The following is a 17,986-nucleotide window of genomic DNA, read 5'->3' on the forward strand; positions in this document are numbered from 1 at the left end:
AAAAGACCGTAACCACTGCTCGGAGGTACGATCGGTGTTAATCCGCTTTATCAATCTATCGGTGAAACGTGAATGGGTGTTTCGGAAAGAACATCTGATATAGACCACTAGTGCAGCCTGTCGGAAATAAGCGATCACATCGACGACCGGAAGCTCGGATTGGAGCTTCAAACTGGGGTTAGTGGTCGATTGGATTAAACTGCCGCAGCCCGAGTTAAGGTATCAAAGGCTATCGTCAATGACCGAATGGTTTCTTGCGAAGCAGGCTCCCCGGTCGCCATGAAACAGTTCATGGCGACCGAACACGAAAGCCAATCGCTCGTTCGGTCGCCATGAGGCAACCATGCCGACCGAACTTCTTCCATCTGTCCCCATGATTGGGTAATTAAGCCACCTTGCACTAGCTAGTTGACATGACACTTTTATTATTTTACTTTTCAGTAAATTGTTAGCAACCCCCCGCTATGGAGGTGTTCAAAACAGTGTCATTGGCCGGTAGTGAATCGGGTCTAAATTGGTGATCGTAATTCCGAGTAAGCGTACCCCTTTTTCTGCCATTCCGACCTCTTCCCAAATGCCTGCCGCCTGATCATTAATCGCTTCGGGTGTTTCAAAATAATGCGGGGCGCTCACTTGCCTCGTTAACGTTTCAAACGACCGATACCTAATTTTCAGCACAACCGTTTTCCCGTGTTTTTGTACGCGATTCAATGCAGTAACCACTTCTTGCGCGATCTTTCTAAGTTCATCCGTCACTTCGCTGTCGGTCGTCAAATTATGAAAATACGTACGTTCTTTGCCGACGGATTTTCGTTCCCGCTGCATGTTCAGCGGCTTGTTATCGATCCCGCGGGCCCGATGGTAATAAGAGGTGCCCGCCTTTCCGAACAGGGAAATGAGATCCATTTGTTCCATTTGATACAAATCTTCCCCGGTGTAAATGTTAAGGTCATGCATTTTTTGCGCTGTCTTCGGACCAATGCCAGGGAATTTCTCGATCGGTAATTGTTTCAAAAAAGGAAGCGCTTCATCGGGCGGGACGACAGTTAAGCCTGCCGGTTTTTTCATATCGGAGGCAATTTTTGCGATGAATTTATTATAGGAAACGCCGGCGGAGCTTGTCAGTTTCGTTTCCTGCCAGATGTCATTCTGAATTTGCTTGGCAAGAATCGTCGCGCTCGGGATTTTCTTATTGTTCGTCGTGACGTCCATATACGCTTCATCGATGGACACAGGCTCGACCATCGGAGTGTAGCGTTGCATGATCTCCCGAATTTGCAAGGAAGCTTCTCTGTATGCCCGGTAATTTCCGTCGATAAAAATCCCGTGCGGGCACTGCTCGTATGCTTTATAAGCGCTCATGGCCGAGTGGACGCCATACTTACGCGCTTCATAATTCGCCGTGGAAACGATCCCCTTCCCGCCGGTTTTTTTCGGATGTTTGGCAATAATCACCGGCTTCCCCTTCAAAGACGGATTATCCCGCTCCTCGACAGACGAAAAGAAAGCGTCCATATCAATATGTATGATTTTCCGCGATGTATCCCGCTGCGGCTCAGGAAGTTGAAAATCATGAGACTCATGCACGGCATTTCCCTCTTTTATCAAAAAGTCTATTCCTATTATATCGAACGTACGATCCTGGGTCAATCATACGACATAAAAAAACCCTAAAGCTCATTCACTTTAAGGATGGGAAGGGAAAGCCGAAAGCTTTCTTTTATTTATTTCTCGGCCGATCCAAGCTGCCCGGGTTCGATTTTTTCTTTTAAATCAAACGAACGTTTATAAAGAGATCTAATATCGCTTTCATGATGTTCGATCGTACCTTTAATGGTTGTCACATCTTCAGCAACGTGGACTAATCGTTCTCGCATTCCATCCTGCTTTTTCTCTACTGCATCAAATCGATCATTCACTTCGGTTCTAAAGGATTGGACCTCGGATCTCACCCCGGATATGTCTCCTCGAAGTTCGGATCTCACCCCGAATATTTCTTCTCGAAGTTCGGATCTCGCCCCGGATATCTCTTCTCGCAGTTCCGTTCTCATCCCCGTCATTTCCGTCTGCAATTCACGAATCGCATCCAAAAGCTGTTCGTTTGTTAAACTCATATGTTTCACCCCCTTCTTCATTTTAATTATACAGAACTAATGTTCCTCGCGCAAGCTTTAAAATGAAAAAAATAAGTAGGCATGGTCCGAACCGGGAACTGGCTCGGACATCTCACTACGACGGCGGCCTCGCCTCCAGAACAGCTTTCTGCATCATTTCCGCATACGGATAGCCATTGTCGCTGTATTGTTGCGCCACTTTTTCCACATCGTAAGGCACACGTTCAATGCTCACGCGAAAACGGTCTTCGTCTGCGTCAACAATGATATACGACGCTTTGCTTTGGCCGTCAAACGGTAAGCCTACGCTGCCCAAATTGGCTAAACACTTTCCGTCGATGTAGCGCACGTACGGCAAGTGAATATGGGCGTACAAATATAAATCGGCGTCTTCTTCAACCATGAGTTTTTTTTGTAAATCTCCGGGTGATTCATGGGGGAGCACGACGTCAAACAGGCTATCCGGCGTGGCATGGAACGTATGCAATTTCAAGTGCGTATTTAATTCCCAATGAAACTGAGTCGGAAGTTGTTTCAGGTAATCCAAATCTTCCGATTCCAATCGCGCCACCGTCCATTCCCGCTCTTCGTTCATCATCGCCACCTTCGCTTCTGGGACTTCGCCTTCCCGAACGCCGCGCACGACCCATTCATCCGCGTTGCCCTTAATCACCGGACATTCCAACGATCGAATGCGATCCAACGCCCGTTTAGGCTCCGGCCCCCGATAGCACAAATCTCCCAACACGGCAACGCTGTCCACATGGTGTTTTTTTATATCAGCAAGCACTGCATCCAAAGCGACCGCATTGCCGTGAATATCCGAAATGAACGCCATCTTCATTTGAAATCCTCCTTTTTGTACAGGATAGGAGGATTTGTAAAATAAAGCAATGATTAAGCGTCGCTCTTCGTCAGTTTCAGGAACGTAAACATCCCGATCGCACAGGTGATGAAGATCGTCGCGCCCATTGGTGCCGCTGAGTCATTAATGCCGGCGAGCGGGGCTGCAGCCGCGCCGATCAAAAGCGGCAACATCCCGAGCAACGCGCTTGCACTTCCCGCCCGGTGCCCTTGTTTTGCAATCGCGAGCGTAAAAGATGTCGTTAAAACAACCCCCATACAAGTCATGTAGATGAAAATGGGAATCACAATCATATACAACGGTCCCTCAACGATCGTCATCGCGAACAACAACGCGGCCGCAGCGGTACCGACGATGACAGCCGTACGCAAAAATGTCCGCTCGGGAATGACACCGGAAAAACGGCCGACGAGAAAACTCCCGGTAATAATCGCGGCACCATTCATGCCGAAAAGAATGCTAAACGCCTGTGGCGACACGCCATAGATTTCCTGGTAGACGAACGGCGTCCCTGACACATAGGCGAAACTGCCCCCATGCACAAACCCGAGCGTGAGCGCGTAGCCGAGAAACGAACGGTCTCGAATCAAATCCACGAGCGTACGCATCGTATGTCCGAGGGAACTCGGCATTCTTTTTTCTTTCGGCAACGTTTCGTCCAATTTCCAGGAGACCATTACGACGATGAATAGCCCTAACAAGGCCAAGAAGTAAAAAATACTCGTCCAATCGGTGAATGGGAACCATAAAATCCCACCGCCGGCAACTGGCGCAAGCATTGGCGCCACCGCGTTAATCACCATTAACAGCGCGAAAAACTTCGTCAACTCGCGCCCGCTGAACACATCACGCACGACCGCCCGGGAAACGACAATCCCGGCCGCCGCCGTAAATCCTTGCAAAAAACGGGCGGCAATAAGCGTCGATATATTCGGCGCGAAGGCGCAAAGAAGGGAGGCGAGCGCAAATAATAAAATGGAGATGATCAGCGGTTTTTTTCTTCCTTGCGCATCACTGATCGGACCGACCACCACTTGCCCGACGCCAAGCCCAATGAGACAAGCGGTTAAACTCAACTGCACAAGCGACGCCTGTGCATTCAAATCATCGCCGATTTCCGGAAAACTCGGCAAATACATATCGATATTCAGTGGCCCTAAAGTAGCCAACATCCCTAGCAATATGGCTAATCCAATCCGTTGCAAACCTGTCGGGTTGTGTATCAAGAAAAAAACGACCTTTCAAAGAATCATAGAATAAACATTGCTATTTTACGTGAGGATGAAGGGAAAATCAATCATCACACATGCTTTTTCTCGCTAAAATACCATGGTATGATCATAGATACAACGTTTCATACAAAGGAGATATTATTACATATGGACCGACAGCGAACTTTTCCATTTGCGTTTGTCCTCTTTCTTTTTTTATTTGCTTGCAGCAGTGATGAGACAGAGGAAACCGCTACCGAAGAGCCGAATGATGAACCTCCGGAAGAAGAGGAAACGGCAAGCAATATTGACCCTGTAGAACTTGATCAAGAAGCGATTTTGCAAGCGGGGCCCGGATTTCTTACGGAAGAATATTTGGCAGAGGAATATGAAATGGACGATTATGAGGAAGTTGAAGAGACAGTACTGGAAGATTTCGAGACTTATGCTGCCGAACAAACGGACGCTTCTTCCCCTGACGAATGGTTAAACGCAATGGTGCACGCTCTCGGGGCCGATCACAGGGAGGTGTTCGAGCCGATCGAAACGTTCGATGCCACTTACGAGGAATTTACGCTGCCGGACGGCCGGTCATTGCAGGAATTAGAGGATGAAGAAATTGAAGAAGAAATGGAAAAAGAAGTTAACGTTGCGATCCTCGTCGATGCGAGCGGAAGCATGAATGAGGACGTCGACGGAGAAGTGAAAATGGACCTGGCAAAGGACGCCGTTCAATCGTTTGCCGGTGACTTGCCGGAAGAAACGAACGTTATGTTGCAAGCGTACGGGCACGAAGGTGATAACACAAACGATGGCAAAGAAGAATCGTGTGCAGCGATTGAAAATGTTTATCCGTTATCCTCCATGGACAACGATGCCTTCGATGATGCGTTGGAAAGTTTTGATGCCACCGGTTGGACACCTCTGGCAGATGCGATTACGCAAGCAAGCGAAGACTTACAGGAAGGAACCGATGAAAACGCCGATCACTTCATCTATGTCATCAGCGACGGGATTGAAACGTGTGAAGGTGACCCGGTTGCCGCCGCAGAAAACTTGGCGGATACAGGCATTGATTTTAATGTCCATATTCTCGGGTTCGATATCGCCGATGATGAACACGAACAGTTGGAAGACATTGCTTCAGTCACCGACGGCGATTATTCCTCTGTTTACAATGAACAAGAGTTGGACGAAACGGTGAACGAGTCGTGGGCCGACGCGATCGGAACGTCCCAATGGCTATGGTGGGCATCCGGAAATATCTCGGACGCTAACTTTGAATCGGTTGATTTCCATTCAGAACTAAGAGATTTACGAAGCGACGCCACACAATTGCGACGACAGGAAAACAGCCGCATGCAAAAAGCATCGCGACTGCTCACGGAAGCGGAGCTGATCAGTGACGAAGAAAGGGACGAACTTGAAGCACTCATTGATGAACGCTATGAATACATCAATGAATATGTGGATGAGGCTTATGACGATACACATCAGGAAATCATTGACGAACGGGAACGCCTTCAAGATATTATCAGAGACATCCGCGACGAATATTCCGGTTGGGATCCTTCTTGACGTCGGGCTCGAAGCTGGGGCTTGGCGTTTTTTTGAAAAAACCGGCCAAGGCGACCCTGAGAAAGCGATTAGGCCGAGCATGGGGACCGTAAAACGATGATCTTACCGATTTTCGGCTTCATGACGGTTTATGGCGACCGATATCCGGGTTCTGGGCGCGTTTCGGACGCCATGAGCCGTGTACGGGGACCCATATCCGGGTTCAGCGCATGTTTGGGGCTCCATGAACCCTATTTGGGGACCATAAACCGATGTTCTTTCGGCCTTCGGGCTTCATGAGCACCCAAATTAGAAAAAAGCCCCCTTATCGCGAGCGGACTAAAATTTTTTTTTGACCAACAGTTCAGCGGTTCTCACGGCGAGTACCTACGTCGTTAAAATCGGGTTCGGTTCGCCGATGGAATTATAACGGACGCTATTTTCGGCAATATAAAGGGTTGGATTTTTCCGATATTGATGAGTTGTGCCGCCGCACTATCCAATATTTGCGCAGTTGGATAAGCGAGTGGAATAGAGATGGTAAAAAGTTACTGCTGAATCGTAATGTACTGATTCAGTCCATCAATGACATACACGTGTAAATCCGGAGCCAAATGGGATTCGTGTGAAGAGTCAGAAGGGACGATGGCGTCGGTAAGCGCCTGAAACGTGGACGCCACGTACGCTTGAGCGTTCGTGGAATCCAAAATGATGCGTTACCTCTTTTTGCAAAGAATACGATGCAACTATATGTATCTGAGCACCCCGTCCTTTATGTTACCTTTGTGGCAAAAAGGCGGGATTGGCCGTTGCCTGTGGCGGGTGAGGACAAATGATGGACGAGCCGCTAAACTTTGGCCGCACAGTCGCCGGGTGAGAACAAAACGCTCGCGTCATCCACCATTTTTGTCTTCACCTCACCCAATGACCGTTGAATCTGCACCTTTTCCATCAATTCTGGCACGTTCCTTTCGAACTATCCATCGTCACCCGACAAAAGTGCCCGACGGCGTTCGGCCGTCAGGCACTTCCTCTAAAAAAAAAACTACTCTTCGTCACTGCCTCGATAACGTTGATATGGGAGCGGATTCCATACGCGATATTCCAGTTCTTCGGAACGTAGGGCACCCGGGATATCGTTGAAAATTTTACGCGCGACACTTAATTCGCGTTCTGCTTCTCCCTTGTCTTGGTACATGAATTCATCAGAAGCTTTGTCTGCTGCTTTATTCACCTTCTCCTCCAAAGATTCGACGACCATTTCTTGTTGTTGATAGATGGATTCACGCGCATCGGCGATCCAATCGGCTTGTGTAGAACGCAGCGTGTCCGTAACATAGCTAAATTCATCAAAAATTTCTTTGTAAATCCGGTCGGCATTCGAACGAACATCCAAAATAGCTGCCTCTAAATCGTCGATCGTCAGCTTTCCCGCCTCTAACGGATGACTTCGCTCCGGCCCGCCCAACCGAGATCTATTTAGATAGTATGGAAATATGCTCTTGATTGTTTTCCCAACCGGGGAAACGGCCAAATTGTTCTCATCAACGCCTTTTGGTTGAATCCCTTGCATGGCAATTTGGGCTGATTCCGGCCGGACAATTTCCTTTGGAGGGAGAACGCCGTAACGCAGCAATTCCCTAATACCCGTACCGGAAATGTTAATTCTATACCGGTCATCATGCGGGCACGTTTGGTCCGATGCCGGACTGTCACAACGCGTGCAATAAAAAACTTCATGGAACAATCGTATCCCAATGCCTAATTCATCCGCTGTAAATTCATCAAAAATGGTATGGCTGGCGTACTTATCATAATAATCACCGATCCCTGCGTGATCTCGGCCAATGAACGCATGTGTGCACCCATAGTTTTTCATAATTAAGGCATGAAGGACGGCTTCACGAGGACCGGCGAAGATATACGTCACCCTTAATGGCGCAAGAATCGTTCTCTCTTTCGGATAATAAGCATTCAAAACACCACGGTACGATAACATCCGATACTCATGGCGTGTATATTCACGTTTTGCCATTTCTACAAGCGGCTGAACGAGCAAACCGTCCAACTCTTCCAATGCATTTCTATGAATATACTCATGCCCGCGATGCAAAGGGTTTGCGCCTGTTATAAAACCGCCAACAGAATTAAATTTCTTTTCCTCATAAAAAAGTTTCCATGTATCTTTTGGCTCCAATCGAATGCTTTCAAACGGGCCCCAATGTACTCGACGGAGCAATTGAATAGGACCGCCTAGTGCCGTTTCGCCCATCCTTCGATAAATGGAGTCTACCCCGGGATGGTTACGGTCAGTCGTGCCGAAAAGATGCCATGCGCGAAATTCCTTATCATATTCAAAGAGATCATCCAGTGCAAGAATAGCGACAGGGTCGTACGTTTCATCCACAAGCGCTACGTCATCCCCGACGGATAATGTTTCAATGATCTGCTCATTTCGATCCCCTACCGGCGCGAAACTCAGCGGGACCGGCCAAACGACGCCATTCTTTAATCGCCCCTTCGTAAGAACCGACTTGTATTCCTCTTCATTCATAAAACCTTCATTCGGAGACAATACACCTGTCGCGATCATTTCAAGCGTAATGACAGCTTCTAAGTCTACCATAATCATTGGCAACTTTTTCGCTTTCTCCATCGCATTCTCACGCTCTTTTCCCGTAAGAACACGATTAACCAATTTCCCGCCATGTGGCTGTTGTGGGTAACTTGCCAATTTCTCTTCATCCAATACATATGTTTCTTGACTCATTTTATTTCCTCCTCTTATTCTGCACCTAATCCCGTGTTCGTACGAACATCCATTTCTTCAAACTTCCCTTCCATTTTGTCCGGTTTCGTCATTATCGCGACAATGAAGGAAGTGAGGAAACCAACCGGAATACTGACAATACCCGGGTTTTCCAATGGGAAGAGGGCATTCGTCCCCATTATGTTCGGACCGATGATGACCAAGCCAACGGCTGTGAACAAGCCCGCAGCCATACCGGCGACAGCACCTTTCGTATTAAAGCGCTTCCAATAAAGGGAAAAGATAAGTGTCGGCAAGTTTGCACTGGCCCCGATCGCAAAAGCGAGTACAACCAGGTAAGCGACATTCAACCCTTGTGCCAAAATCCCCAACGCGATAGACAACGCGCCTACGACGATTGCAGTTATGCGGGCAACACGGAACTGCTCTTTGTCTGTCGCGTGGCCACGTTTGATGACATTCGTATAAATGTCGTGGGCGAATGCACCTGAAGCTGCAATGACCAAGCCCGCGACAACGGCAACAATCGTGGCAAATGAAACAGCAGCAATCGCCGCCATGAAAATTTCACCGCCGAGTGTTCCCGGTCCCCCGCCGAGGTACAATGCCAATAGCGGCGCGGCCATATTCCCACCCGAATCAGCTGCCGCGATCGTTTCCGGTCCGACGATCACATTCGCGCCGTACCCAACGATCGTAATCGTAATGTAAAAAATACCGAGTAAAGCCATCGCCCAGATGACCGACTTACGTGCATCCTGCGCGGTTGGCACCGTATAGAAGCGGATCAAAATATGCGGCAACCCGGCTGTCCCCAAAATCAGCGCCATCCCGAGCGACAGTAAATCGATCGGATTTGTATATAACTGACCAGGCATCAAAAATTCAAATCCGTTTTGAGCGGCCACTTCACCGAACAAGCTTGAAAGATTGAATTGATAAATAAACGCGATAAACACGAGCAAAAACACCGTGGCAAACATAAGTAAAAAAGCCTTAACAATTTGCACCCAACTCGTTGCAATCATGCCGCCAAAGGATACATACACGAGCATGAGAATCCCGATAAAGATAACGGCTATTTCGTAAGGAATGCCAACGAGAAGTTGGATGATCGCTCCGGCCCCCACCATTTGTGCCACCATATAACAGGTGCTAATGGCGATCGTGACTAGCGCTGCCGTCACACGTACCGGTTTTTGCCTTAACCGAAACGCCAATACATCCGCCATCGTGAATTTTCCGGAGTTCCGCATCGGCTCGGCAATAAGATACAAAACAACCACATAACCCATCAACCAGCCGATCGCATACATAAATCCATCATAACCACCCAAAGCAACTAAACCGGCAATCCCCAAAAAAGAAGCTGCACTTAAATAGTCACCGGCAATGGCAAACCCATTTTGCCAACCGGTCAAGCTTCGTCCCGCTGCGTAAAACCCTTTCGTTCCCGTCATTCGACGAGATGCCCAAAACGTGATGTACATCGTCAAGCCAACGATAAGGATGAAAAACAGGATGCCGACAACATCGCCTCCGCCCATCATGAAGCCCCCTTCTTATCCAAGTATTTGTCTAAAATAGCGCTTACTTTTTTATCAAATCCTGCAGCTTTTACAACATAGACGAAGGCGAGGCCCCAAGCGACGATATAATAAGCCATCCCGTACAAGTATCCGAAGGTGATATTGCCAAAAACCAATGTTCCCATAAATTCCTGCGCATAGGCTGCCAAGATGGGCAGCGTCGCATAGTATAGGACAAATAAAATAACGATCGGCCAAATAAACGTAAATTTCTGTTTTTTGAATTGCTTGTATTCTTCAGATGCAGCAATTCTCTCATATTCATTATAATTACTTTCCATATTAAACACCTCCACGTATAAACTTAGTTACTCACGAGAGAGTATACAGTAACACGTGAAGGTTTTGTGAAAGAATCATGTGAATTGTTTAAATATATTGGTGAATGGTTCTACTCCGTCAGTGAATGGTTAGGCATTCTCGATAATATCAAACAATCGTTTTCCCGCGGCTCTGCTGACAGGTATTTTACTTTCTTTTTCACCGTCCATCGTCAGATTGTACGTCCCATTAAACCACGGCGTGATTTCCTGGACGTAATCCAAATTGATCAAATATGCCCGATGCGAGCGAAAAAAAGGAAATCCACGTAATTTTTCTTCCAATTCCCGTAACGTCATTTTGCTTTGAAACAATTGGTCTTTCGTGTGGATCTCCAATACATTTTCTATCTTCGCCACATAAATGATCGACTCCGGCGCAAGAACGAATGAACTTTTTTCATCGGTAATTAACACCTTACTTGGACGTGGATGCGAAAGCGGAGGGGCTTGTCTCCCGCTCTCGTCCTTTGTGGCTATACGTTTACGCACCCGCTCCATCGCGATTTTAAAACGATTATCGTCGTATGGTTTTAAAAGATAATCCACCGCTTCCAGTTCAAACGCTTCCACAGCATAATCGTCGTACGCGGTTGTAAAGACGAACAAAGGAGCCATTCTCCCGCTTTCAACCCGCCGTAATCGTTTGGCCACTTCAACGCCAGACAGCCCGGGCATTTGAATATCGAGAAAAATAACATCAGGACAGTACTGCTCTTGCAATTCCAACAGCTGTTCACCTGTTTCCGCACTCGGACAGAGGAGGACATCGTCCTCCAGTTGTAATAAATAAGCCAATTCCTCCCGCACTAATCGCTCATCTTCCGCGATCATCGCTCGAATACGCATAATAGAACTGCCTCCTATTGATACGGAATCTGAAAAACAACCTCACATCCGCCCGTTGGCAGATTGTTTGCTTTTAGACGTGATTCTTCTCCTAACAACCGAATCAACCGCTGGTTCACATTATAAAGACCGGTTCCGCTGCCGTGCTCACTCGCGAGCGGCGTTTCACCCGCTTGACCAAGCATTTCCGCCGCAAAACCAGAACCGTTATCACGAACGGTAATTTGAAGCGCCTTCGGTTGTTTATGTAGAACAATCGAGACGACGCCGTCATTGGGCATGTGTTTTAACCCGTGATGAATGCTATTTTCCACCAACGGCTGAATCGTCGCGGGCGGAATAGGGGTCTCTCCTACGCCTTCCACGGAAGCAATGTTAAATGATAATCGTGAAAACCGGGTGCGAATGATTTCCAAGTACGCTTTTACATGTGCTAACTCCTTTTCCAAGCTTATGAGTGAATTCGAGGCCAAATGCAAGTTAAAGCGCATGTAATGACCGAGCTGCACCGTGATATGCCGGGCTTTCATCGGATCGGTGCGAATCAACATTTGAATTAAATGCAACGTGTTAAACAAAAAATGCGGATTAATTTGGGCTTGCAAGTTACGGAGCTCCGCATCGCGAATGAGCGTATTCATTTTTTCCGTCGCCAACGCGTTTAATTGGTTAGAAATCAACGTCCCCAACCCCCGGGCTAACACGATCTCCACCGGCCGAATATGTTGGGCCTTACGAAAGTACAACTTAATCAGTCCCGTCGTTTCCCCCATTTCCTTAATCGGAACGATAATCGCGGCTTGCAAAGGACAGTTTGGATTCGAGCATTTTATTTCTTCTTGTGAATAAGCAACTTGCACCTCGCCTGTCTCGATCGTCTGCACAGAAAGCCTCGTCAATAGCTGATCGCCTCGCCGGTGATGATCATCCCCTTTGCCGATATGTGCCAGCACATCGATATTGTCCGTAACGGAAACGGCCGCGACTTCCAATCGTTTATAAAGCAAATGCGCGATCCCCTCCGCTACTTCTAACGACGATTGTTTTTTTAAATAAGGCAGCGCCTCTTCAGCAATGGTGAGCGCCCGACTCGTTTCCAAACCAACTTCTCTCTCCTGCTCATGTAAAGAAGTGCTGATCATCGCTGTGAAAATGGCAATCGCCACACTGTTGGATAAAACCATCGGCAAACCAATAATATCGACAAGAGCCACCATCATCTCTGAATGCGGAACAAACACTAACAATAATCCGATATTAAGAATAGGAGGAAAAATACCGATAAACAACGCCCTTGAAGGCGCAATCACGCGCTCCTGCGAGAAAAACCGTGCCGTCAGTCCGGCCAATAACCCGGTAAGGACGTTGGCTAAACCGTTCGCCCACTGCCCGATGCCGCCCAATGAAAAAATGAATAACCCGGAGATAATTCCGGCACCCAGACCGACGGACGGCCCTCCCAACAACCCGGCAATAACGATGGCAACCAGACCTGTATTAACTAACAATTCATTTTCCCCAAGCGAAAAGACCGCTGAGCGATTAACAACGGCTTCTCCTTCGACGACCACGCCCATCATCGCGCCTACAATGCCAAACAAACCGAAAATGAGCGTGTGGACAATCGTCGTCTTCGCGTTCAATTCCCGGTCCAAAAGCGAACGAAAACCGCGGATGCGCGTTAAAATAAAAGCGAGAATGAGCAACAATCCCAAACGTTCAAACAAGACAATCGTCAGGAATTCCACGGCCGGCGCCCCCTTCGTCGGATGCCGGTTTGTGCCTGAACATACATGTGGGCAAACCGTTCTGTATCCGCTGGCTTACGAGATAATACCGTACCGAGGATTGCCCCTAGAAACCCGATCGGGATCGCGATAATGCCCGGATTGTGCAACGGAAAAAAAGCTTCCCGGGAGATCCAGCCATTCACGGGATCCATAATATGCGGCCCAAACAAGACGAGCAGCATCGACGCCAGAAAACCTGTCGTCATACCAACGATCGCCCCTGTTTGGTTAAAGCGCTTCCAATAAAGCGTGCATACCAGCACAGGAAGATTGGTAGAAGCCGCCACAACGAAAGTTAGTGAAACGAGAAAGGCAACATTCACATTTTCCAACCCGAGGGAAAAAAGCATCGCCAAAAGCCCAATGCCTGCCGCTGTCCATTTTGCCACCCGTAACTGTTCCACTTCCTTCGCAGCCCCTCGTTTGATGAGATGGTTGTACACATCATGTGCCAATGCTGTCGTCGAAGAGATAACAAGACCGGTGACAACGGCCACGATCGTGGCAAATGCAATCGCCGAAATGAACGCTAACAGAAAATCCCCACCCAGTTCTTGCGCCAGTAGTGGAGCGGCCAAGTTCCCCGTCGGATCAGCCGATTCCAATGCTTGGGAACCAATGACAGCGACAGTGCCTAACCCTAAAATGAGGGTCATGACATAGAAAAGCCCAATAATCCAACTCGCCGTGATCACGGAACGCCGCACCTCCAACGCATTCCGCACGGTAAACAAACGGATCAGGATATGGGGCATCCCGGCCGTCCCGAGAATTAAGGCCATTTTTAAAGAAAAAATCTCCACCGGGCTGTCAAACAAATTTCCCGGTAAAAAAAACTGTTCTCCCAATGGGGTCCCCTGCTGCACGTGTGCAAGTAAATGCATCACTTGCCAATCAAATCGGTTTAAGACGATAAGGGAAAGAAGGAACGTCCCCGACATTAAGAGCACCGTTTTCACGATTTGCACCCACGAGGTCGCCATCATGCCTCCCTGAACGACATACACCGTCATTAAACTGCCGATGATCAACACCGACAAAGAGTAATCAATACCGAGCAATAAGCGCAGCACAAGCCCCGATGCCACCAACTGCGGAATCAAGTAGAGAATGGAAATCATGAACGCGCCGACCGCCATCGCTAACCGAATTTTTCGATCGGAAAAGCGGGCAGCCATAACATCGCCGAGGGAATAACGACCTAAACGATGCACAGGCTCCGCGACCACGAGAAGCACAATCAAATAAGAGACGAGAAACCCGATCGAATATAAAAACCCGTCGTACCCACTCAACGCAATGGCGCCGATAATCCCCAAGAAAGAGGCCGCGCTAATATAATCGCCGGCAATCGCCATTCCATTCTGAAAACCTGTCAAACTTTGGGAGGCTGTGTAAAATTGATACACCGTCTTCTCCCGTCTTGCCGCCCAGTGCGTGATAATTAAGGTACAGCCGACAATACATAAAAAAAACAAAAAATACGTGACGTTCATCCCTGACTCCCTTTGATTTGTTCAACTAACCGATCAAAACGCTTTGACCTCCTCCAGTACAGCCAACCGACGCAAAACGTCATCACAAACTGTGAAAATGCATACAGCCACCCCCACGGCAATCCCATGACCGGTGACGCTTGCATCATTTGCGCGGGAAACAACCAAACGGATAAAGGCAAGGAAAAATAAAAGACGATAATAAAAAGCAAACTAGGAACGATCAATCTTCTTTTCTCCCGCCTTAACTGCACAAACGCCTCCGATTGAAGCAACATATGAATGTCGCGGTCATGCTGCATCACAGACACCACACCTATTATTCATATTATTTTTCCTATTTTTAAAATCTATCATTAAACAATATATACCACTTGCCGTTACTTTTATCAAGGTTTTGCGTGTGACCGTATTAGGCGTAGAGAGTTTTTTATGAAATTCTCCCACCACGCCGATTAAAAGATGATATAATAGCTATATAAACGATAGAAGGGAAGGTTTACATGAACTCAATGGAACGAAAAGTTGATAAGATACTCGAAGCTGTTACAGAGTTGCAGGAAACGAGTGCCGACATGCAGGTGTCCATTAAAGAACTACAGGATTCCCAAACCAGTATGCGCGAATCCATCTCGGAATTACAGCAATCCCAAACCGGCATGCGTGAGTCCATCTCAGAATTACAGCAATCCCAAACCGGCATGCGTGAGTCCATCTCAGAATTACAGCAATCCCAAACCGGCATGCGTGAGTCCATCTCAGAATTACAGCAATCCCAAACCGGCATGCGTGAGTCCATCTCAGAATTACAGCAATCCCAAACCGGCATGCGTGAGTCCATCTCAGAATTGCAGCAATCCCAAACCGGCATGTGTGAGTCCACCTCAGAATTGCAGCAATCCCAAACCGGCATGCGTGAGTCCATCTCAGAATTACAGCAAATCACACGAGCCCTTCGCGACGGCCAAGAAGAAACAGAAGCAAAGGTAGACGCCCTCGGAACCGATATACAGACTTTGCGAATTGACGTGAACACCGTTAAGGAAAAGATGATAACCAAAAAGGACCTTGAGTATTTTGATCGAAAAATAGGGGAACACGACCGAGAACTAGATAAACTGAAACGACGGTCTAGTTAAAATTGGATGAAAAAAAGACCACGAGCAAACCCTTGCTGTTTGCCGGTGATCCAAAAATCATTATTTTGACTCAGATTTTTCATCCTGAAGTCGATTATAATACTGCACGCTTGTCATGGCGCCTTCGTTCACCATGTTGGCATCCTCTATGTCTGAAGGCTTACCCAAGTTTTTAAGATACGATGAATCTTCTTTCCCATTTATTTTCGCTAGCTGTCTCTTTACTTTCTCGCGATTCTCACTCTTTGACAGGTACATTGCTCCGGCGACTGCCCCGGCGACACCCACTGCTTTTGTTACTTTCCCCATTGCTGTATCACCCTTCCATTAGATTCTTTAACTAATGATCGCAAAAGCCATCTATTGCTACTATACCCCTTTTTTATTCTCGTATAACTAGTATTACTAGACATGATCAGCGCTGCCCAATGGCCGACGGCCGGATAGATCGATCGGGCGGGAAAATAACGTTTAGATCTGATAGTCAAGTAGTTCCTGTTGTATCTTGGATGCCTTTCAAATATCATAATCCGAATATAATTCATCCGCGCCTTCATCTGAAAGATCTACCGTTAAATATCGAATGGTCATATCAGCGATGCTTCAGCCCTTTTAACGTATCATGATATTCTTCCATTCCCTCTTGCAGAATATCGAAAAACTCTGGATCCATACCATCGGACACATCCATTTGTTCCTTTTTCTTATGGATGCGAATTTCATTATCGATCACTTTGATCATCAGCACTCGCGCCGATCAATTTAGCGCCTCGGTCATGCTCACGCCAAGGCTGTTACCAATACGCGTGATTTTACGATTCATTGCGCGTTCCATTTTCATAATCTCCATACCTTTCTGTTATCTTACACAGAACCAAGAGATGTTACAATTGTTCAACCGTTTAGGCTACTATATCATGATAAAAAGCGATAGAAGAGATACACACCATATATGGAATAATTGAAGTTAAATTGGAAATTCGATTTTTAAATTGCAACATCCGGTCAATGTCCAATCATACGTCTCAATTTAAAGTGAACTAACGAACCGGTTGTGAAAAAACCTCATAACCATTCTCAAGAATTTCCTTGGCAATAGGGTGATCATCTTGAAAATCTTCACTAGTAAAAGGATGAGGCTCGATTCGAACATCCACCTCTCTACGGATTTTCATTAAACGCATGGTACCCTCAATAGAGTCCCCTGTGAAATCATTAGCGACAACCGCCACATCAATATCGCTATCTTCCGTTGCTTTTTTGGCGGAAGCAGCATTGCAACGACCTAATGGCTCCAACCGTATCAAAGTAAGAAATAATCGTTATCACCCGTGTTCAAATTTTGATTAATTTATTACCTTGAAATATTTGAATGCTAAAAAGACCCCAATTAGCATATCCCTTAAAGTCCCCTCATCTAATTCAGTCTCACTGTCACCCTCATGGATAATTTCATTGCGTATATCTCTCAGTTCATTTACTTTTTTATCAATGAATTCGCCGATTGAAGGAAGTTGTAACAGCTGTATAAGATTTGGTAATACTATATTATACCGGTGATTGAAAGTATTCTTTTTTTTATATAACTTATCAATCTCAGTATTTAAAGTTTTAGGTATAGTACCTTTGAGAAATGTAGACAATGATACTTCTAAAGAAGATTGAGCTGAAACAATTGAGTGTTTAAAACTCCCCTCATAATACTTTTCAAAAGCATCTACCATCAACATAACTGATATATCATTAACAAGATGATCGGGAACATACCAATAAAGAACATTCGCTTTTGCTATAGTAGCTTCTCCAATAAAATCCGCAGGATAAAGCGTGATTTGATTGGATCCAAAAGGTTTACGCGGAGAATTGCCATGTATTTCAATCGGGAGCACGCCCATACCTAAAGGAGTGTAATTAATATAAACCAATTTTCCTTTACCTATATCATCAGTCAGATCTAATTCGTATGGCTTCCCTGGAGTTAAGTCTATCTGTTTAAAATTAGATCTGCACCCGATTAAACTATAATGTTGACCTAAACTATAATAGTTAAATGCATGAGTAATCTCTTTATAGACATCAAAATCGTTCAAACAATAGGGACACCCTAATCTATCACCATAAAAGAATTTGTAAAAAATCCCTTCTTGAAAATCATACATCTCCCAGCATTTTTTACACATGTGATAAACAATAGGTGAAAAATTCATGGTTTTAGCCCCCTCAGCCAAGACCCGATTCTATTTAAGGAAGGAAACTCCCTCAAGCCTAGGTCATTCGATATATCAA

The 17,986-nt window shown here is 46.5% G+C and carries 18 protein-coding genes; 2 read left to right on the plus strand and 16 right to left on the minus strand.

Annotation, left to right across the window (positions count from 1 at the left end; translation table 11 throughout):
- Positions 1-474: 474 nt before the first annotated feature.
- From dinB to HUG15_RS15670, 4 genes are all read right to left on the minus strand, one after another.
- Positions 475-1,515 (minus strand): DNA polymerase IV, encoded by a 1,041-nt coding sequence (dinB, locus tag HUG15_RS15655; RefSeq protein ID WP_200129012.1) that lies wholly within the window; start codon positions 1,513-1,515, stop codon positions 475-477.
- Positions 1,516-1,724: 209 nt separating this feature from the next.
- Entirely contained in the window at positions 1,725-2,114 is a 390-nt protein-coding gene (locus HUG15_RS15660) for a hypothetical protein (RefSeq protein ID WP_200123979.1), read from the minus strand.
- A gap of 115 nt (positions 2,115-2,229) precedes the next feature.
- Positions 2,230-2,958, minus strand: a complete 729-nt coding sequence (locus tag HUG15_RS15665) for a metallophosphoesterase family protein (protein ID WP_200123980.1) — start codon at positions 2,956-2,958, stop codon at positions 2,230-2,232.
- A gap of 53 nt (positions 2,959-3,011) precedes the next feature.
- Entirely contained in the window at positions 3,012-4,205 is a 1,194-nt protein-coding gene (locus HUG15_RS15670; RefSeq protein WP_200123981.1) for a Bcr/CflA family efflux MFS transporter, read from the minus strand.
- Positions 4,206-4,358: 153 nt separating this feature from the next.
- On the opposite strand from HUG15_RS15670, the gene HUG15_RS15675 reads away from it, so the two are divergent.
- The gene (locus tag HUG15_RS15675; protein ID WP_200123982.1) at positions 4,359-5,768 is read left to right on the plus strand and encodes a VWA domain-containing protein; all 1,410 of its coding nucleotides are present in this window, start codon (positions 4,359-4,361) and stop codon (positions 5,766-5,768) included.
- Between the two features lie 527 nt (positions 5,769-6,295).
- On the opposite strand, the gene HUG15_RS15680 is transcribed toward HUG15_RS15675, so the two are convergent.
- From HUG15_RS15680 to HUG15_RS15715, 8 genes are all read right to left on the minus strand, one after another.
- The gene (locus tag HUG15_RS15680; RefSeq protein WP_200123983.1) at positions 6,296-6,454 is read right to left on the minus strand and encodes a hypothetical protein; all 159 of its coding nucleotides are present in this window, start codon (positions 6,452-6,454) and stop codon (positions 6,296-6,298) included.
- Positions 6,455-6,792: 338 nt separating this feature from the next.
- On the minus strand, positions 6,793-8,517 hold the full coding sequence (locus HUG15_RS15685) for a sulfate adenylyltransferase (RefSeq protein ID WP_200123984.1): 1,725 nt from the start codon (positions 8,515-8,517) through the stop codon (positions 6,793-6,795).
- Between the two features lie 14 nt (positions 8,518-8,531).
- Positions 8,532-10,064 (minus strand): solute symporter family protein, encoded by a 1,533-nt coding sequence (locus tag HUG15_RS15690; protein ID WP_200123985.1) that lies wholly within the window; start codon positions 10,062-10,064, stop codon positions 8,532-8,534.
- On the minus strand, positions 10,064-10,387 hold the full coding sequence (locus tag HUG15_RS15695; RefSeq protein ID WP_200123986.1) for a DUF485 domain-containing protein: 324 nt from the start codon (positions 10,385-10,387) through the stop codon (positions 10,064-10,066). The genes HUG15_RS15690 and HUG15_RS15695 overlap by 1 nt, the downstream gene beginning before the upstream one ends.
- A gap of 129 nt (positions 10,388-10,516) precedes the next feature.
- Positions 10,517-11,275, minus strand: coding sequence for a LytR/AlgR family response regulator transcription factor (locus HUG15_RS15700; protein ID WP_200123987.1), 759 nt, complete (start codon positions 11,273-11,275; stop codon positions 10,517-10,519).
- Positions 11,276-11,289: 14 nt separating this feature from the next.
- Positions 11,290-13,023, minus strand: a complete 1,734-nt coding sequence (locus HUG15_RS15705) for a LytS/YhcK type 5TM receptor domain-containing protein (protein WP_200123988.1) — start codon at positions 13,021-13,023, stop codon at positions 11,290-11,292.
- A complete protein-coding gene (locus HUG15_RS15710; RefSeq protein ID WP_200123989.1) occupies positions 13,011-14,561 on the minus strand; it encodes a solute symporter family protein in 1,551 nt (516 codons plus the stop codon). The genes HUG15_RS15705 and HUG15_RS15710 overlap by 13 nt, the downstream gene beginning before the upstream one ends.
- Positions 14,558-14,863, minus strand: coding sequence for a DUF485 domain-containing protein (locus HUG15_RS15715; protein WP_246516674.1), 306 nt, complete (start codon positions 14,861-14,863; stop codon positions 14,558-14,560). The genes HUG15_RS15710 and HUG15_RS15715 overlap by 4 nt, the downstream gene beginning before the upstream one ends.
- A 201-nt stretch (positions 14,864-15,064) precedes the next feature.
- Here HUG15_RS15715 and HUG15_RS15720 point away from each other — a divergent pair, with 201 nt between their 5' ends.
- A complete protein-coding gene (locus tag HUG15_RS15720; RefSeq protein WP_211202239.1) occupies positions 15,065-15,700 on the plus strand; it encodes a hypothetical protein in 636 nt (211 codons plus the stop codon).
- A 60-nt stretch (positions 15,701-15,760) separates the two neighbouring features.
- Here the strand turns inward: HUG15_RS15720 and HUG15_RS15725 are convergent, their stop codons facing one another.
- From HUG15_RS15725 to HUG15_RS15740, 4 genes are all read right to left on the minus strand, one after another.
- The gene (locus HUG15_RS15725) at positions 15,761-16,009 is read right to left on the minus strand and encodes a hypothetical protein (protein ID WP_200123992.1); all 249 of its coding nucleotides are present in this window, start codon (positions 16,007-16,009) and stop codon (positions 15,761-15,763) included.
- Positions 16,010-16,292: 283 nt separating this feature from the next.
- The gene (locus tag HUG15_RS15730; RefSeq protein WP_200123993.1) at positions 16,293-16,442 is read right to left on the minus strand and encodes a hypothetical protein; all 150 of its coding nucleotides are present in this window, start codon (positions 16,440-16,442) and stop codon (positions 16,293-16,295) included.
- A 298-nt stretch (positions 16,443-16,740) separates the two neighbouring features.
- On the minus strand, positions 16,741-17,007 hold the full coding sequence (locus HUG15_RS15735; protein ID WP_211202240.1) for a nucleotidyltransferase domain-containing protein: 267 nt from the start codon (positions 17,005-17,007) through the stop codon (positions 16,741-16,743).
- Positions 17,008-17,046: 39 nt separating this feature from the next.
- A complete protein-coding gene (locus tag HUG15_RS15740; protein WP_200123995.1) occupies positions 17,047-17,907 on the minus strand; it encodes a hypothetical protein in 861 nt (286 codons plus the stop codon).
- Between the last annotated feature and the right edge of the window lie 79 nt (positions 17,908-17,986).

The sequence above is a fragment of the Salicibibacter cibarius genome (assembly GCF_016495725.1).
Lineage (GTDB): Bacteria > Bacillota > Bacilli > Bacillales > Marinococcaceae > Salicibibacter > Salicibibacter cibarius.

What these genes read in the sequence shown, in the direction of transcription:
- HUG15_RS15700 (WP_200123987.1), bottom strand. Translation starts at nt 11,275, where the DNA reads ATGCGTATTCGAGCGATGATCGCGGAAGATGAGCGATTAGTGCGGGAG.
- HUG15_RS15710 (WP_200123989.1), bottom strand. Translation starts at nt 14,561, where the DNA reads ATGAACGTCACGTATTTTTTGTTTTTTTTATGTATTGTCGGCTGTACC.
- HUG15_RS15690 (WP_200123985.1), bottom strand. Translation starts at nt 10,064, where the DNA reads ATGGGCGGAGGCGATGTTGTCGGCATCCTGTTTTTCATCCTTATCGTT.
- HUG15_RS15715 (WP_246516674.1), bottom strand. Translation starts at nt 14,863, where the DNA reads ATGCAGCATGACCGCGACATTCATATGTTGCTTCAATCGGAGGCGTTT.
- HUG15_RS15685 (WP_200123984.1), bottom strand. Translation starts at nt 8,517, where the DNA reads ATGAGTCAAGAAACATATGTATTGGATGAAGAGAAATTGGCAAGTTAC.
- HUG15_RS15695 (WP_200123986.1), bottom strand. Translation starts at nt 10,387, where the DNA reads ATGGAAAGTAATTATAATGAATATGAGAGAATTGCTGCATCTGAAGAA.
- HUG15_RS15720 (WP_211202239.1), top strand. Translation starts at nt 15,065, where the DNA reads ATGAACTCAATGGAACGAAAAGTTGATAAGATACTCGAAGCTGTTACA.
- HUG15_RS15725 (WP_200123992.1), bottom strand. Translation starts at nt 16,009, where the DNA reads ATGGGGAAAGTAACAAAAGCAGTGGGTGTCGCCGGGGCAGTCGCCGGA.
- HUG15_RS15730 (WP_200123993.1), bottom strand. Translation starts at nt 16,442, where the DNA reads ATGATCAAAGTGATCGATAATGAAATTCGCATCCATAAGAAAAAGGAA.
- HUG15_RS15660 (WP_200123979.1), bottom strand. Translation starts at nt 2,114, where the DNA reads ATGAGTTTAACAAACGAACAGCTTTTGGATGCGATTCGTGAATTGCAG.
- HUG15_RS15665 (WP_200123980.1), bottom strand. Translation starts at nt 2,958, where the DNA reads ATGAAGATGGCGTTCATTTCGGATATTCACGGCAATGCGGTCGCTTTG.
- HUG15_RS15740 (WP_200123995.1), bottom strand. Translation starts at nt 17,907, where the DNA reads ATGAATTTTTCACCTATTGTTTATCACATGTGTAAAAAATGCTGGGAG.
- HUG15_RS15675 (WP_200123982.1), top strand. Translation starts at nt 4,359, where the DNA reads ATGGACCGACAGCGAACTTTTCCATTTGCGTTTGTCCTCTTTCTTTTT.
- dinB (WP_200129012.1), bottom strand. Translation starts at nt 1,515, where the DNA reads ATGGACGCTTTCTTTTCGTCTGTCGAGGAGCGGGATAATCCGTCTTTG.